Origin of the sequence: Psychroserpens mesophilus (assembly GCF_050617655.1) — a bacterium.
GTDB lineage: Bacteria > Bacteroidota > Bacteroidia > Flavobacteriales > Flavobacteriaceae > Psychroserpens > Psychroserpens mesophilus_A.
In genome coordinates, this window is sequence record NZ_JBODQC010000001.1 from 260248 (window position 1) to 275979 (window position 15732).

Below are 15732 nucleotides of genomic sequence, written 5' to 3' on the forward strand. Positions count from 1 at the left end.
ATCAAATACTTATGAAAAAATCATTTTATATTCTCGGATTTATGACCTTCTTTATTCTTGGTATTGGAGCCATGTTTGAATTTTTAACATGGCCTTATAGAGGAATTATTGTTTTTGTAGGCTTTCTGTTTTTAAATTTCGGTTTAATTCCAACTTACTTTTATCAAAAGTACAAGCAGTGTCAAAGTTAAAAGTTCTTTGTCTAATCATTGCTGTACTGCATTTTACAATTAGTAGCACTCAAAATCCACTAGAGAATCGCATTGATTCGCTCCTACACAATTACACTAAGAAAAATGAACCAGGATTAGCCACTAGTGTCATTAGAACTAATGATGTTTTATACACTAAAGCCTTCGGAATAGCAAATTTAGACTACAGCATAAAAAACACAGACTCTACCATTTTTAGTTTGGCATCAGTGAGTAAACAATTTACAGCTGCTGCAATATGGGCTTTGATTAAAGAGGATAAACTAGATTTGGAAGATAATATATTGCAATTTTTTCCGGGTTTTCCTGAGTATGGTAAATCTGTAAAAATCAAACACCTACTAAACCATACCAGTGGTATACGAAATTATCACACCTTAATGTATTTATCGGGTTTTAATTATGATAGAGATTATTATGACAACCAAACCGTTTTAAATCTTGCTAAGCGACAAAAACATCTCAATAATATACCTGGAGAAAAATTCATCTATTCTAATACAAACTATAATCTTTTAGCTTTAATTATTGAACAAATAACCAAGCAAAAGTTAGATGATTATTTAAAAGCGAAAGTTCTCATCCCTTTGGAAATGAAAGACACATTTGTAAGGGTTTCTCAAGGAAAGATTATAAAAAATAAAGCAATAGGTTATCAAAAACAAAATGATAATTTCATATATAACACTACAACTCAAATCAGTTATGGTGCTGGAAGTATGGGAAGCCACCTCAATGATATGATTATTTGGATGAAGATGCTCAATAAGCAAATCCCTCAATTTGTAGAGCTAGCACAGTTCTTAAAAACTCAAGACTCTCTTACTAATGGAAAAAAAATCTCTTATGGAAGAGGATTAATGATAGATGATTATAAAGGTTACAAGGTCGTTAGCCATAGTGGGTTTGGTTACGGAGGACAATCACAATTAATAACGGTTCCTGAGGAAAAAATAGGCATCATTATCATGACCAATTTACAATCTATAAATCCAGTTTTAATCTCATATCAAATTTTAGATATGTTGCTAATCTCTAAAGAAAAAGATGTTAAAGCAACTGATACACCTATCGTTTTTACACCACAAAATGTAGAGCGATTTGTTGGTGGTTATAAAGAGTTAAATAGTGACATGATCATGTACATTACTAACGACAATGATACGTTGAAAGCGAAAAGTTCTTTGGGAAAAGTTTCAATACCCTTAATTCAAAGTGATAAAAATGTATTTGTTAGACTTAACTCACAAAATGTAAAGTATGACTTCAACAAAACAGAACATTATGATATGATAGTTACATTTGGAGGTACCCCTTTTTATTTTAAACGTGCTAAAATAACTACAGAAACTCCTTCTACTTTGAGCAATTTTGTGGGTAACTATTATTCCGAAGAATTAAAAACTGTGTATCATTTTTATACCGAAAAAAATACGCTCAAGTTAAGCTATAAGAATCACGAAAACATCTCATTATATCCTATTCAATTAAATAGTTTTGGCAATCACGACAGAACATTATATCATTTTACACAAAATAAGAATGGTAAAATAATAGGTATGTTATTGTCATGTGACGGACAAGTAAGCAACATTGAATTTGTTAAAGATCAAACCCAATATTAACTCCTAATTTGTTTGCAACAATCTTTGTAATTCGTTGTTTAATTTCAGGAATTTTAACTGAATCTAACACATTATTACTAAACGCAAACATGAGTAAAGCTTTTGCTTCTTTTTCTGGAATTCCTCTAGAGCGCATATAAAACATGGCACTTTCATCTAACTGACCAATGGTACAACCATGAGAACATTTGACATCATCTGCAAAAATCTCTAACTGTGGTTTTGTGTTTATTGATGCCTGATCACTTAAAAGAATGTTATTATTTGCCTGAAATGCATTTGTTTTTTGCGCTTCTTTATTAACATAAACCTTTCCGTTGAAAACTCCAGTAGATTTGTCTCCAAAAATACCTTTATAGTCTTGGTGACTTTCACAGTTCGGTTCTATATGGTGAACCAACGTATTGTGGTCTACATGTTGTTTGTCACCAATAATCGTAACACCTTTTAAAGTAGAATCAATACGTTCTCCTTCTTGGTAGAAGTGAAGATTGTTACGTGTTAATTTTCCACCAAATGAAAATGTATGCACTGACGCATGACTTTCTCTTTTTTGTTTGACGAATGTATGATCAATTAACGACGCATTTTGTTTGTCGTTTTGAATTTTATAATAGTCAACAATGGCGCGTTTATTAGTGAAAATTTCAGTAACACTATTGGTCAATACAGGATTATCTGTTAAACTTTGATGACGTTCTATAATTTGAACATGAGAATTTTCATCCACGACAATTAAGTTACGAGGTTGTAACATTAAAGCCGATTCGTTTCCTGTAGAAAAATGTAAAATTTGAATGGGTTTTTCAACCACTTTATTCTTAGGAATATGAATGTAAGCTCCTTCTTTAGAAAATGCTGTATTTAATGCTGATAGACTATCTTTTGTGGCTGCTTTATTGAAGTAATTTTCAATAAGAATTCTGTACTTTGGTTTGGATAATGCAGACGACATCAAGCATACATCAATACCATCATGTGTTGTTTGTGAGAGATGTGATGAATATTTTCCATCGATAAAAACAATCTTATAACTATCTATATCGTGGATGAAATATTTTTTTATATCGCGATGCTCTAATTCATTTTCCGCTTTAGGAAACACACTATAATCGTGTTTTAAAATATTATTAAGCGATGTGTATTTCCAAGCTTCGTCACGCTTAGTAGGAAAGCCTTCTTCTTCAAATGTTTTTATGGCTTCACTACGTACATCGTGAACTGGAGCGTCTATGTCTACCATGTTCTCAAATGCCATAAATGACGATACTAATTTATCTTTTAAATCCATAGTTTCGTTTTTAGTCGTTAGTTGTTTAGTCGTTAGTTGTTAACTAAAAACTGAACACCACAAACTATTTTAAGCTTTTACTTCTTCTTTAATCCAGTCGTAACCTTTTTCTTCTAACTCGTGAGCTAATTCTTTGGTTCCCGATTTGACAATACGTCCATTATGTAAAACATGTACAAAATCTGGAACAATATAATCCAGTAAACGTTGGTAATGTGTAATAACAATTACGGCATTATCTTTACTTTTTAATTTATTTACACCATTAGCAACAATACGTAAGGCGTCAATATCTAAACCTGAATCGGTTTCATCTAAAATTGCCAGTTTTGGTTCTAACATAGCCATTTGGAAAATCTCGTTACGCTTTTTTTCACCTCCAGAAAACCCTTGGTTAAGAGAACGCGATAAAAATTTACGATCTATTTCAAGCATTTCGGCTTTATCACGAATCATTTTAAGCATTTCATTAGCTGGCATATCCTCCATGCCTTTTGCTTTTCTTGTTTCGTTAATTGCTGTTTTCATGAAATTGGTTACAGAAACACCTGGAATCTCAACTGGATATTGAAACGACAAAAACACACCTTTGTGCGCACGTTCTTCAGCATTTAATTCATCAATGTTTTCTCCTTCTAAAAGAATTTCACCTTGTTTAACTTCGTATTCTTCTTTTCCAGCAATCACAGAAGCTAATGTACTTTTACCTGAACCATTTGGTCCCATAATAGCATGAACTTCTCCAGGCTTAACTTCTAAGTTAATTCCTTTTAAAATTGCTTTATCTTCAACACTTGCGTGTAAATCATTTATTTTTAACATAATATAATTTTCAATTATTCAGTCTGACTGTCTCCTAACTTGATGACATCATTTTCTTTAGATTCATATTTTTTTACGTTGTCAATCTCTTTGATATCTATTCTGAATGGCCAACCTTCTTCACCTTCTGGCTTCGGAATTAGTGTTCCTCTTACTTGCACTGTGACATAATCTGTTGGATCATTTTTGTAAGATTCTGCCATCTTATTTAGTTCATGCATTTTGTCATTAATAACAACACCATAGATATCATTTCTGGTTTGTAAAACAGCGGCATCTGCATAATATATAAATTGTCCGACCAGTGTTTTTAAACCATCATTTTGTTGAGCCGTTTTGTCGTTTTCAAGACCTGTACTATGGGTGTCTTTTTCTGTTTTTGCGTCATTCTTACAACCTGTAAAAACAATAGCTGCTACAAAGAGTATAACTAATTTTTTCATTTTTAATACTACTGATGTTTATGATTATCCAACCGAGCCTTCTAAACTGATTTCTAAAAGTTTTTGGGCTTCTACTGCAAACTCCATTGGTAATTTATTTAAGACTTCTTTACTAAAGCCATTTACGATAAGTGCAATTGCTTTTTCGGTATCAATACCTCTTTGATTACAATAAAAAATCTGGTCTTCACCTATTTTACTCGTTGTTGCCTCATGTTCAATTTGAGCTGTCTTATTGTTAACTTCTATGTAGGGAAACGTATGTGCTCCACATTCGTTACCCATTAACAAACTATCACATTGAGAAAAATTACGAGCATCTTTTGCTCTTGAGCTAATTTGAACTAATCCTCTATATGAGTTTTGAGATTTACCTGCTGAAATTCCTTTAGAGATAATAGTTGATTTAGTATTATTTCCTAAATGAATCATTTTAGTTCCAGTATCGGCTTGCTGGTAATTGTTGGTGACAGCGATAGAGTAAAATTCTCCAACTGAATGATCTCCTTTAAGTATACAACTTGGATATTTCCATGTCACAGCTGAACCCGTTTCAACTTGAGTCCAAGAGATTTTAGCATTGGTTTCGCAAAGACCTCTTTTAGTTACAAAGTTATAAACTCCACCTTTACCTTCTGCGTTTCCAGGATACCAGTTTTGAACGGTTGAATATTTTATTTCGGCATCATCTAAAGCAATTAATTCGACTACTGCTGCATGCAATTGATTTTCATCACGACTTGGAGCAGTACAACCTTCGAGGTAACTTACGTAGCTTCCTTTGTCTGCTATAACTAATGTTCTTTCAAACTGACCTGTTCCTGCTTGGTTGATTCTGAAATAGGTCGATAATTCCATAGGACAACGAACTCCTTTAGGAATGTAACAGAAGCTACCATCACTAAATACTGCAGAATTTAAAGCGGCATAAAAATTGTCTTTTTGAGGAACAACAGTTCCAATGTATTTCTTTACAAGCTCAGGATATTCCTTAATAGCTTCTGAAATACTCATAAAAATAATACCTTTTTCTGCCAATGTTTTTTTAAATGTGGTTGCCACAGAAACCGAATCTACCACAACATCCATTGCAACACCAGCTAGTTTTTTTTGTTCATCAAGTGAAATCCCAAGTTTCTCAAATGTGGCTAATAGCTCTGGATCAACTTCGTCTAAACTATCATATTTAGGCTTACTATTTGGTGCAGAGTAGTAAGATATGGCTTGAAAATCTGGTTTTTGATAATGTACATTAGCCCATTCTGGCTCTGTCATTTCCTGCCATACACGAAATGCTTCCAATCGCCATTCTGTCATCCATTCTGGCTCTTCTTTCTTTTTTGAAATAGCTCTAACAATATCTTCATTTAAACCATTAGGAAAGGTTTCAGATTTAATATCTGTATAAAAACCATATTCGTATTCCTTGGTTTTTAATTCTTCCCTTAAATCGTCTTCAGTATATTTTGACATGCTTGTTTTAATTTTTTAAAGTGAAAATGATTCACCACAACCACAAGTTCGGTTAGCATTAGGATTGTTAAACACAAATCCAGCTCCATTAAGTCCACCTGAATATTCTAAGGTAGTACCAATGAGGTATAAAAAACTCTTTTTGTCGACAATAATTTTCACATCATTATCTTCAAATACTTTATCCTCTTCCTTTTGTTCTTTGTCAAACTTTAAATCGTATGACAACCCAGAACAACCTCCACTCTTAACACCTACACGAACAAAATCGGTAGCACTATTAAAACCATCCTCATTCATGAGTTCGATGACTTTCTTTTTAGCTGTTTCTGATACTTTAATCATTTCTTATATAGATTTCTTCTAAATAGAATGCAAATATAAGATATAAGTAGCCTTTAACCATATTTCCTAACATTATATTAGCAAATAATTGCATAGCATTAGTCTATGAAATACTAAGAAATTTCAGATTTAGAATGAAAACTAGCTTGTAGTATGTTTTTTAAGCCGAAAGCTTTTGACGAGAATACCTGTTTTGCAAAAGAAACAATTGCCTCAGAGCTGTCTTAATATTTTCATTTTTTAAGGGAAGCGTTTCATATGTATCACTATTGTCAATTGTGATTTTTGACTTACAAGTCTTACATGTTAGTTCATGAGAATCTTTTGATAAACGTTCGAGATTATGTCCGAAGACAGCACACGACAAGTCGTTGTTAGCAGTAATTTTCATAAGTAGGCATTTATTTGGGATGAGAAACTTAGTGAATTTGTTTAATAAATAAGGTCAAATACGTATTTTTTCGATGAAATGCATTTAAATTATTGTTTTTATAATTTGAAAAAGACTTAAAAATGTATCGCCTTAAAAAAAACATCCTATTTTTGCAGTATGATTGAAGATAAAAATCCACAACGAACATCCTTAGACATTTTAGGTGAATTTGGACTTATAAACCACTTAACCAAGAATTTTGATATCAAACATAAATCTACTGTGAAAGGTATAGGTGATGATGCTGCTGTTTTAAATTTTGACAATAAACAAATTGTTATCACTACTGATTTACTAATTGAAAATGTACATTTCGATTTAACTTACGTCCCATTGAAACATTTAGGTTACAAAGCTGTAATTGTAAATCTTTCTGATGTATATGCCATGAATGCCAATGCCACACAAATTACAGTATCTATTGCTGTATCTAATCGTTTTCCACTTGAAGCACTTGAAGATTTGTATGCTGGCATTGAAACAGCTGCAAAAATATATAACATTGATGTTGTTGGAGGAGATACTACATCTTCAACTACTGGACTTATTATTTCTGTAACTGCAATTGGAGAAGTTAATAAAAAAGATGTGGTATTAAGATCAGGAGCAAAGGTAAATGATTTAGTTGTTGTTAGTGGAGATATTGGTGCTTCTTATATGGGTTTACAAGTTTTAGAACGTGAAAAAGAAGTGTTTAAGGTAAATCCACAAAACCAGCCAGATTTAAGTATGTACAGCTATATTATTGAACGACAATTAAAACCTGAAGCCAGAAAAGATATCGTGGAATTATTACAAAAATTAGATGTGAAACCAACGTCTATGATTGATATCAGTGATGGTTTATCTTCTGAAATTATTCACTTGTGTAAACATAGTGATGTTGGAGTCGAATTGTATGAAAATAAAATTCCATTAGATCCTCAAGTCATTTCTACTTGCGAAGAATTTAATATCGACAGTACAACTATAGCTTTAAATGGTGGTGAAGACTACGAATTATTAATGACGGTTTCCCAAAAAGATTTTCCAAAAATAAAAGGAAATCCCAACTTAACTGTGATTGGTTACATTACTGAAAAATCAAGAGGCATGCACTTAATTACGAGAGGTGAACAAGCCATACCAATAATTGCCAAAGGATGGAATGCCCTTAGCGATCAAGAATAAGATGTCTTTTTTTAGATCGCTTTTGATACAATGATTTTAATTCATCATTTATTTCGCGTCGTTTTGAAGTTAAAGGTGTTAGACGCCCTGTATCACTAGTTGTAAACTGTTTTTTACAGTGTATACATTCATACTCTTTGACATATAACGTTATGTCTTTTTTGATTATGAATTCATGGTGAAATAACTTACAAAATAAATGCATAGGGATTTAGGCTTTTGTTACAAACTAATTGTAATTAAAACGTGTAAAACCAAAAAAGTTTTTATGTTAATTCTTTAATAAATTGCTGAAGATAATTCTTTGTTTTTTCGAACCATTCGTTTCAGATGAATACGTTCTAATACTGAATTAATTTCTTTATACTTAGGCGTAAGTGGAGTGATGCCGCCTTTCCCATTTGTGGTCATTTCTGCATTACAATGCGTACACTTATATTCTTTAACATGATACGTGACTTTTTTAGAAACCTCGTATTGGTGTCCAAAAAATGAGCAGTAGATACTTTTCATGATACAGTTAAATTTAGTTATTACTTTAGATGGATTAGTCTAAATATATTGAAAACCAAATGTTAACGTGCGTTTTTTCTTTAATAAATCGATGAAGTGAGTGTTTTGCTCTTTAAACGTATCATCCGACGTGTATAAATATCCTCAAGAATGCTATTTATCTCTTGATATTTTGGAGTGAGTTCGGTCAGTTTTCCATTACCATTTGTTGTTAATTGACGTTTACAACATTTACATGTATATTCTTTTACATGCTTTGTTACCTTTTTTGTCATTTCGTAATTGTGTCCAAAAAGATCACAGTAAAATCGCATTGGAGCATAAGTATTTGTAGCTTTTTTCATGACTTAATAATTTGGGAATCACTAACATAGAAAAAATTATTAACAATGAACGATTAAAGGCTTTATTTTTCGATAAAGCGCATTATTTTGTAGGCTAATTCTTTCTTATTTTCTATATGACTCATATGACCACCTGAAAACTCTACAATTTCAACATTAAGGTTATGTACTTGATTCATGAGTGTATTGTATTCTAAAACAGGATCTTCACTACCAACAACCATCATTTTTTGAATGCTGTTTTGTGCAAAACATGCTCTCTGTTGGGCCTTACTTTCATGCCTTCCAAAGCGGCAATAATTCCTTGAAGTGGTGTTTTAAGCGCTTCTTGTCTAACTGTGTGAATTTCCTTGGTAAGTCGATTTCGATTATCAGGAGCAAAAAGATTGGCTATTGATATGTTTATGAACATTTTGTGATTATTCTTTACAGCTTCAATAGCTCTGTCTCTGTTTAATTTACGTTCTGCATTATCTTCTAAGGCAGTAGAATTCATCAAACATAAGCCATCAACTAAATTTGAATGCTTTTCAGCTATAGCCAAAGCAACATAACCTCCCATAGAATGGCCAATAAGCATAAATGTTTCAATGTTTAATTCATTTATAACTGTCATCACAGCATCTGCCATATTCTCCATGGTGTGTACATATCCAATACATCCTGTCTGTCCATGACCTAATAAATCTATACAAATCACTCTGTAAGATGATTTTAAATACCGAATGATAGAGGTCCACATCGAGCTGTTTTCTAAAAACCCATGTAAAAAAATAATCGAATCACCTTGTCCTTCGTCTGTATAAAATATGTGGCTTTCTTTATAATCTACAATCATTCTAAAAGTTTATTTGACAAAGATAACAAGAGTTTTGCGCATCAAATATTTGTTTCAACCCAATCCTTAATTTTTTAAACTGACAGTAATAAAACAAAAAAACCTAAAACAAATCGTTTAGGCTTCTTTGAATAGTATTATTAAGGTACTTTCTAAGAATTCATAATGTCTTCGATTGCTTCAGCTTCAATTGGAATGTTTCGCATTAAGTTAAATGGCTCAGCATTTTCTTGAATGACTAAATCATCTTCTAAACGAATCCCGAATCCTTCATCTGGAATATAAATTCCTGGTTCAACAGTAAACACCATATTGGCTTGCATTGGTTCGGTTAATATTCCGTAGTCATGTGTATCTAATCCTATATTATGACTTGTGCCATGCATAAAATATTTTTTATAAGCTGGCCAATCTTTATTTTCATTTTGTACATCAGCTTTATCTAATAAACCAAGTCCAAGTAATTCAGATGTCATTAGCTTACCAACCTCAACATGATAATCTGCCCAAATAGTTCCTGGTCTCAATAGTTTTGTGGCATCATTTTTAACACGGTTAACAGCGTTGTAAACTTGTTTTTGGCGCTCCGTAAACCTTCCGGAAACTGGAATCGTTCTACTCATATCGCTTGAGTAATTGGCGTATTCAGCTCCTGCATCAATTAAAATTAAATCACCAGCTTTACATTGTTGATTATTCTCTATATAGTGCAACACATTGGCGTTATTTCCTGAAGCAATTATTGGTGTATACGAAAAACCTTTAGAGCGGTTATTCAAAAATTCATGCATGAACTCAGCTTCAATATTAAACTCCCAGACACCAGGTTTTACAAAATTTAATACACGACGGAATCCTTTTTCAGTAATATCACATGCTTTTTGCATCAAGTCTAATTCTATAGAATCTTTAACAGAACGTAAGCGTTGCAAAATTGGATTGCTCTTAGCCACAGCATGTGCTGGGTATTTATCTTTCAACCATTTCGTAAAACGATCTTCACGAGTTTCCGTTTCTACATTAGCTCTGTAATGTTCATTGGTATTGATATAAACCGTATCACATTGTGTCATCAATTCAAACATGATTTTCTCCATATCCTGAAGCCAATACACCGTTTTTATTCCACTGGTATTAAACGCTGCTTCTTTGGTTAGTTTTTCACCTTCCCAAACCGCAATATGCTCATTGGTTTCTTTTAAGAATAAAATTTCTCGATGTTTTTCGTTTGGACAATCAGGAAAAATCACGAGAATACTTTCTTCTTGGTCCACTCCACTCAAATAAAAAATATCACGATGTTGCTCAAAAGGCATAGTGCTATCTGCACTTATAGGATAAATATCATTTGAATTAAAAACTGCCAAGCTGCCAGGTTTCATTTTAGCTGTAAAGTTTTTTCGGTTTTTTATAAAAAGTGAAGGGTTTATCTTATCGTATTTCATTAAAGCTATATTTTTTTAATTCCCGACAAATCGGGAATTTTATTGAACAAATTGAATATCAAAAATAAACAAACTTAACCGTAAGCAAAAGTGAAACCTTATAATCTGTTAAACTTTAACCTACTTTTTTGAAGATTCTTTCTGAATTGATTAATTTCATGCCACAAAATTTTATCCAACATGATATATACAAGATTCCTATCGTTTGTTTTACTCTTAAGCACTTCTGTTGTATTTGCTCAACAACCTGCAACATCTGCTGAAACAATTACTCAAGCCCTAGAACAAAAAAAGACACTTGCAGAAACCTCTCTTGTTAAACATATCGCTTTTGAAAATATAGGACCAACTGTCATGAGTGGTCGCGTCGTTGATTTAGACGTAAATCCTGAAAATCCAACAGAATTTTATGTTGGATACGCCTCTGGTGGTGTTTGGCATACTGTAAATAACGGAACGACATTTACACCTGTTCTTGATAATTCAAATACGCAAAATGTTGGTGACATAGCTGTCGATTGGAAAAACCAGACTATTTGGGTTGGTACAGGTGAAAATAACAGCTCAAGGTCGAGTTATGCTGGCATTGGAATTTTAAAATCTACCGATAACGGAAAGACCTGGAAAAATATGGGCTTGACCGATTCACATCATATTGGTCGCATTTTAATAAACCCTAATAATTCTGATGAAGTCGTAGTTGGAGTTACAGGACATTTATATTCCCCAAATCAAGAACGTGGTATCTACAAAACAATTGATGGTGGAAAAACCTGGTCACAAACCTTATTTGTAGATAACATGAGTGGTATTATTGATGTGCAAACGAATCCTAATAATTTTAATCTCATGTTTGCCTCATCTTGGACTAAAGACCGAAAAGCCTGGAATTTTGATGGTAGTGGAAATAATTCAGCCATATATAAAAGTACTGATGCCGGAAATACATGGACCAAAGTATCAACTGAAGATAGTGGTTTCCCAACTGGAAATGGTGTTGGACGAATAGGCCTAGCCGTTTATAATGACAATGTGATTTATGCCGTTCATGATAGCCAATTCCGTAGACCTTCAGAAGACCATAAAGAAACGTCAAACAGCTTAACAAAGGAGGATTTCAAAAGTATGACTTCAGAAACATTCTTAGCATTAGATGACAAAAAGCTGAATGAGTATTTAAAAACAAATGGCTTTCAGGAAAAATATCGTGCCGAAAATGTGAAACAAATGGTAAGAAGTGGTAATGTTAAACCTATAGATCTTGCCAAATACATTGAAGATGCCAACTCCATGTTGTTTGACACACCAGTTATTGGAACTGAAGTATATAAAAGCATCGATGGAGGAAAAACCTGGAAAAAAACCCACGACGATTATCTGGACGATATTTACTATAGTTATGGTTACTATTTTGGTCATATTTACGTGGCTCCAGACAACCCGAATCATATCTATATTTATGGTGTTCCAATTGTGAAATCTAAAGATGGCGGAAAGACATTCACTTCTATAAGTGCAGAAAATGTACATGCAGATCATCATGCACTCTGGATCAATCCAAAAAACACAAATCACCTTATCAATGGAAATGATGGTGGTGTAAATATTACGTATGACGATGGTGAAAACTGGATTAAAAATAATTCACCATCAGTTGGTCAGTTTTATGCTATTAATGTTGATAATGAAAAACCGTATAATGTATATGGCGGTTTACAAGATAATGGTGTTTGGGTTGGAGCTCATAATGCCAGTGAAGATAAAAGCTGGCACCAAAGCGGACACTATCCATGGAAAAGTATTATGGGAGGTGATGGTATGCAAATTCAGATTGATAGCAGAAATCATAATGTCGTGTATACAGGCTATCAATTTGGAAATTATTACAGACTTAATCTCGAAACTGAAGAAGATAAATACATACAGCCTAAACATGAATTAGGTGAAAATCCGTATCGCTTTAATTGGCAAACCCCTATTTTATTGTCACCTCATAATCAGGATATTTTATATCTGGGTGGAAACAAACTCATGCGCTCTATGAATCAAGGTGATGATTGGACAGCTATTAGCGACGATTTAACCAATGGTGGAAAAAAAGGAAATGTAGCTTACGGAACATTATCGTCTATAAGTGAATCGCCTTTTCAATTCGGATTGATTTATACAGGAAGTGATGACGGATTGGTTTATGTTACTAAGAATGCTGGAGGCAATTGGACTAATATTTCTAATACTTTACCAAAAGACCTCTGGGTAAGTCGTGTTATTGCATCACAGCATAAAAAAGAACGTGTTTATGTGACCTTAAATGGCTATCGTTGGGATGATTTTAAAGTGTATGTTTATAAGAGCGATAACTATGGTCAAACCTGGAAAGATATAAGCGCTAATATTCCTGTGTCTCCTGTTAATGTCATTAAAGAAGATCCTGAAAATGAAAACATTCTTTATTTAGGAACAGACAATGGTGCCTATGTCTCTATTAATCAAGGTCAAAGCTGGGAAAGTTTTAGTAAGGGATTGCCAAATGTAGCTGTACATGATATTGTTATTCAGTCTGAAGCTAAAGATCTCTTAATTGGCACACACGGAAGAAGCATTTACAAAACAGATATTTCAGAACTTCAATTGATGAACCCTAAGCTAATGTCTAATGCATTAACACTATTTAAGGTTAATGATATTAGATATTCCTCACGTTGGGGAAGTTCTTGGGGAAAATGGTATGATGTCTATGAACCTGAAATTGAAGTGGCTTTTTATACTCATACTTCAGAAGAAAAAACAGTAAAAATACTATCAGAAAAAGGAACACTCCTAAACAAAATGAAAGTTAATGCTGATAAAGGCTTCAATTATACACATTATGATTTAACGCTAACCGAAAAAAGCCGAAAAACACTTCTTAAAGAAAACACTTCTGTTGAAATAGAAAAAGCAAGAAACGACAAGTATTATTTACCAAAAGGTGTTTATACGATTCAAATTGATGATAAAAAAACAAACTTTGAAATAAAATAAATATCCTATTTTTAAAGTTATCCTAAAAACTCTACATCTATGAAATATATTAAACTTGTATTCCTTTTGACCTCTGTACTAATTTTGTCTTGTAGCGAAGATAATGATGATAACTTAAGGCTGGATGAAACAGAACCTAATTTGGTTATTAAATTAAAATTCGATCCTGATCAAGAACGTTTAGGGAATCTTGGTCAACCTGTATCTGTTGCACCAGGAAATGCTGCACAATCACCTCATATTAATCGCATGAGTGCTAATTATATAGAATTTGCTCCAACAGCAACAACAGCATTAGGTACTGGAGAGATTATTTTTGAAGGCGATGAAACTACTACTGGAGGTGCTCAGGCTATCAATTTTCAAAACGCAGTTTTTGCAGGAAACAATGAAACGTTTTTAACGATTCCATTAAGTGAAATTTCCACAGGTAACTATGAATGGGTAAGAGTATCTTTAGCATATCAAGAAGGTAATATTGATCTATTGATTAATGCACAAGAACTTACAGGAACCTTAGCTAGTTTTGTAGGTTACAATTCATACATCACTTCGTTTAACCTCAATGAAAGTACAATTACAGTCAATGACAACAAAGCACAAGGCTTTTGGGCTTTTGAAGCTTCAGGGTTTACCACTCAAGGGCAAGCTCCAGAAGGCGCTACGACAGTTCCAAACCCAATATTTGACTCATCACCAATTCCTTCAGGATCTTGTGTTGTAACTGGTGAATTTGAAAATGGATTGACTATTACTGGAAATGAAACACAAGACATTACGGTAACACTGTCATTTTCTATCAATAATAGTTTTGAATGGATTGATGTAAATCCAGATGGGAAATACGAACCTGGAGCTGGAGAACAAGTTGTAGATATGGGACTTCGTGGTTTGATTCCGATTGTAAATTAACATAGGTAACACATCAATTTTGCTAGTTTTTTAAAAAAAAATAATCCTTTTACTTAAACCCATTCTAAATTAACGAAATTGTAGCTAAAATTTGTTGTACAGGACAATGAACCTTATCTTTGTTTTACAAATAATTAACTACAATTATAATGAGCGGAATTTTAAATTCGTCGATAGGAAGAAAGTTTGCCATGGCACTTTCGGCACTCTTCCTCATGTTTTTCTTACTTCAACACTTTGCAATTAATATCCTTTCCGTATTTAGTGCAGAAGCTTTCAACGAAGCATCCCATTTCATGGGAACGTTTTGGGCGGTTCAGTATCTCTTGCAACCTATATTGATTTTTGGTGTTATTTTTCATTTTGTAATGGGATTTGTTTTAGAAATACGAAACCGAAATGCCAGACAAATCAGTTATGCTAAAAATAATGGAGCTTCTAATTCATCATGGATGAGTCGTAATATGATTTGGAGCGGATTAGTCATTTTAGCATTTTTGGGATTACACTTTTACGATTTTTGGGCACCTGAAATAAATATTAAATACTTCAAAGGTGACATGAGTGGTCTATTAGATCCAGATAATGTTGATAGCGGATTTAGATATTACGAAGAACTAACGCACAAGTTTGTGGATGTCTGGAGAGTAGCTCTCTATTGTTTATCTTTTATATTCTTGGCGCTTCACCTATTGCATGGGTTTAGTTCGGCTTTTCAGTCAACAGGAATGAATAATAAATATTCCAAAGGATTACAAACATTTGGAAAAGCTTATGCAATTCTTATTCCATTAGGATTTATTTTCATTGCATTATTCCATCATTTTAATCACTAAAAACAC

General features: G+C 33.0%; 17 protein-coding genes. 6 read left to right on the plus strand and 11 right to left on the minus strand.

Annotated features, from left to right (window positions below; genetic code table 11):
* The first annotated feature begins 11 nt into the window (after positions 1-11).
* Together ACRHNM_RS01110 and ACRHNM_RS01115 are read left to right on the plus strand one after the other, a co-directional pair.
* Positions 12-191 (plus strand): hypothetical protein, encoded by a 180-nt coding sequence (locus ACRHNM_RS01110; RefSeq protein WP_431132793.1) that lies wholly within the window; start codon positions 12-14, stop codon positions 189-191.
* Positions 179-1837 (plus strand): serine hydrolase domain-containing protein, encoded by a 1659-nt coding sequence (locus tag ACRHNM_RS01115; protein ID WP_431132796.1) that lies wholly within the window; start codon positions 179-181, stop codon positions 1835-1837. The genes ACRHNM_RS01110 and ACRHNM_RS01115 overlap by 13 nt, the downstream gene beginning before the upstream one ends.
* On the opposite strand, the gene sufD is transcribed toward ACRHNM_RS01115, so the two are convergent.
* From sufD to ACRHNM_RS01145, 6 genes are all read right to left on the minus strand, one after another.
* Positions 1815-3128: a Fe-S cluster assembly protein SufD gene (gene sufD, locus ACRHNM_RS01120; protein ID WP_431132798.1), complete on the minus strand. Its 1314-nt coding sequence runs from the start codon at positions 3126-3128 to the stop codon at positions 1815-1817. The two genes, ACRHNM_RS01115 and sufD, sit on opposite strands and share 23 nt — an antisense overlap.
* Before the next feature lie 69 nt (positions 3129-3197).
* Positions 3198-3950: a Fe-S cluster assembly ATPase SufC gene (sufC, locus tag ACRHNM_RS01125; protein WP_431132800.1), complete on the minus strand. Its 753-nt coding sequence runs from the start codon at positions 3948-3950 to the stop codon at positions 3198-3200.
* Between the two features lie 14 nt (positions 3951-3964).
* Positions 3965-4393, minus strand: coding sequence for a hypothetical protein (locus tag ACRHNM_RS01130; RefSeq protein WP_431132802.1), 429 nt, complete (start codon positions 4391-4393; stop codon positions 3965-3967).
* A 24-nt stretch (positions 4394-4417) separates the two neighbouring features.
* Positions 4418-5866 (minus strand): Fe-S cluster assembly protein SufB, encoded by a 1449-nt coding sequence (sufB, locus tag ACRHNM_RS01135; protein ID WP_431132804.1) that lies wholly within the window; start codon positions 5864-5866, stop codon positions 4418-4420.
* A 15-nt stretch (positions 5867-5881) separates the two neighbouring features.
* A complete protein-coding gene (locus ACRHNM_RS01140; RefSeq protein ID WP_431132806.1) occupies positions 5882-6211 on the minus strand; it encodes a HesB/IscA family protein in 330 nt (109 codons plus the stop codon).
* A 160-nt stretch (positions 6212-6371) separates the two neighbouring features.
* Positions 6372-6602, minus strand: coding sequence for a hypothetical protein (locus ACRHNM_RS01145; RefSeq protein ID WP_431132808.1), 231 nt, complete (start codon positions 6600-6602; stop codon positions 6372-6374).
* A gap of 159 nt (positions 6603-6761) precedes the next feature.
* Between ACRHNM_RS01145 and thiL the strand changes: the two genes are divergently transcribed.
* Positions 6762-7814, plus strand: a complete 1053-nt coding sequence (thiL, locus tag ACRHNM_RS01150) for a thiamine-phosphate kinase (RefSeq protein WP_431132809.1) — start codon at positions 6762-6764, stop codon at positions 7812-7814.
* A 279-nt stretch (positions 7815-8093) separates the two neighbouring features.
* On the opposite strand, the gene ACRHNM_RS01155 is transcribed toward thiL, so the two are convergent.
* From ACRHNM_RS01155 to ACRHNM_RS01175, 5 genes are all read right to left on the minus strand, one after another.
* On the minus strand, positions 8094-8327 hold the full coding sequence (locus ACRHNM_RS01155) for a hypothetical protein (RefSeq protein ID WP_431132811.1): 234 nt from the start codon (positions 8325-8327) through the stop codon (positions 8094-8096).
* 80 nt (positions 8328-8407) lie between these two features.
* Positions 8408-8671, minus strand: a complete 264-nt coding sequence (locus ACRHNM_RS01160; RefSeq protein WP_431132813.1) for a hypothetical protein — start codon at positions 8669-8671, stop codon at positions 8408-8410.
* Positions 8672-8733: 62 nt separating this feature from the next.
* The gene (locus ACRHNM_RS01165) at positions 8734-8898 is read right to left on the minus strand and encodes a hypothetical protein (protein ID WP_431132815.1); all 165 of its coding nucleotides are present in this window, start codon (positions 8896-8898) and stop codon (positions 8734-8736) included.
* Positions 8895-9509 carry an alpha/beta fold hydrolase gene (locus ACRHNM_RS01170; protein ID WP_431132817.1) on the minus strand — a complete coding sequence of 205 codons (615 nt, stop codon included), beginning with the start codon at positions 9507-9509 and terminating at the stop codon, positions 8895-8897. The genes ACRHNM_RS01165 and ACRHNM_RS01170 overlap by 4 nt, the downstream gene beginning before the upstream one ends.
* 152 nt (positions 9510-9661) lie before the next feature.
* On the minus strand, positions 9662-10954 hold the full coding sequence (locus ACRHNM_RS01175; RefSeq protein WP_431132819.1) for an aminopeptidase P family protein: 1293 nt from the start codon (positions 10952-10954) through the stop codon (positions 9662-9664).
* Between the two features lie 180 nt (positions 10955-11134).
* Here ACRHNM_RS01175 and ACRHNM_RS01180 point away from each other — a divergent pair, with 180 nt between their 5' ends.
* The 3 genes from ACRHNM_RS01180 (at position 11135) to ACRHNM_RS01190 (ending at position 15726) form a co-directional block, all read left to right on the plus strand.
* On the plus strand, positions 11135-13978 hold the full coding sequence (locus tag ACRHNM_RS01180) for a VPS10 domain-containing protein (RefSeq protein WP_431132821.1): 2844 nt from the start codon (positions 11135-11137) through the stop codon (positions 13976-13978).
* 39 nt (positions 13979-14017) lie between these two features.
* On the plus strand, positions 14018-14890 hold the full coding sequence (locus tag ACRHNM_RS01185) for a hypothetical protein (protein WP_431132822.1): 873 nt from the start codon (positions 14018-14020) through the stop codon (positions 14888-14890).
* Between the two features lie 149 nt (positions 14891-15039).
* Positions 15040-15726, plus strand: a complete 687-nt coding sequence (locus tag ACRHNM_RS01190) for a succinate dehydrogenase cytochrome b subunit (protein ID WP_431132824.1) — start codon at positions 15040-15042, stop codon at positions 15724-15726.
* The last annotated feature ends 6 nt before the right edge of the window (positions 15727-15732 follow it).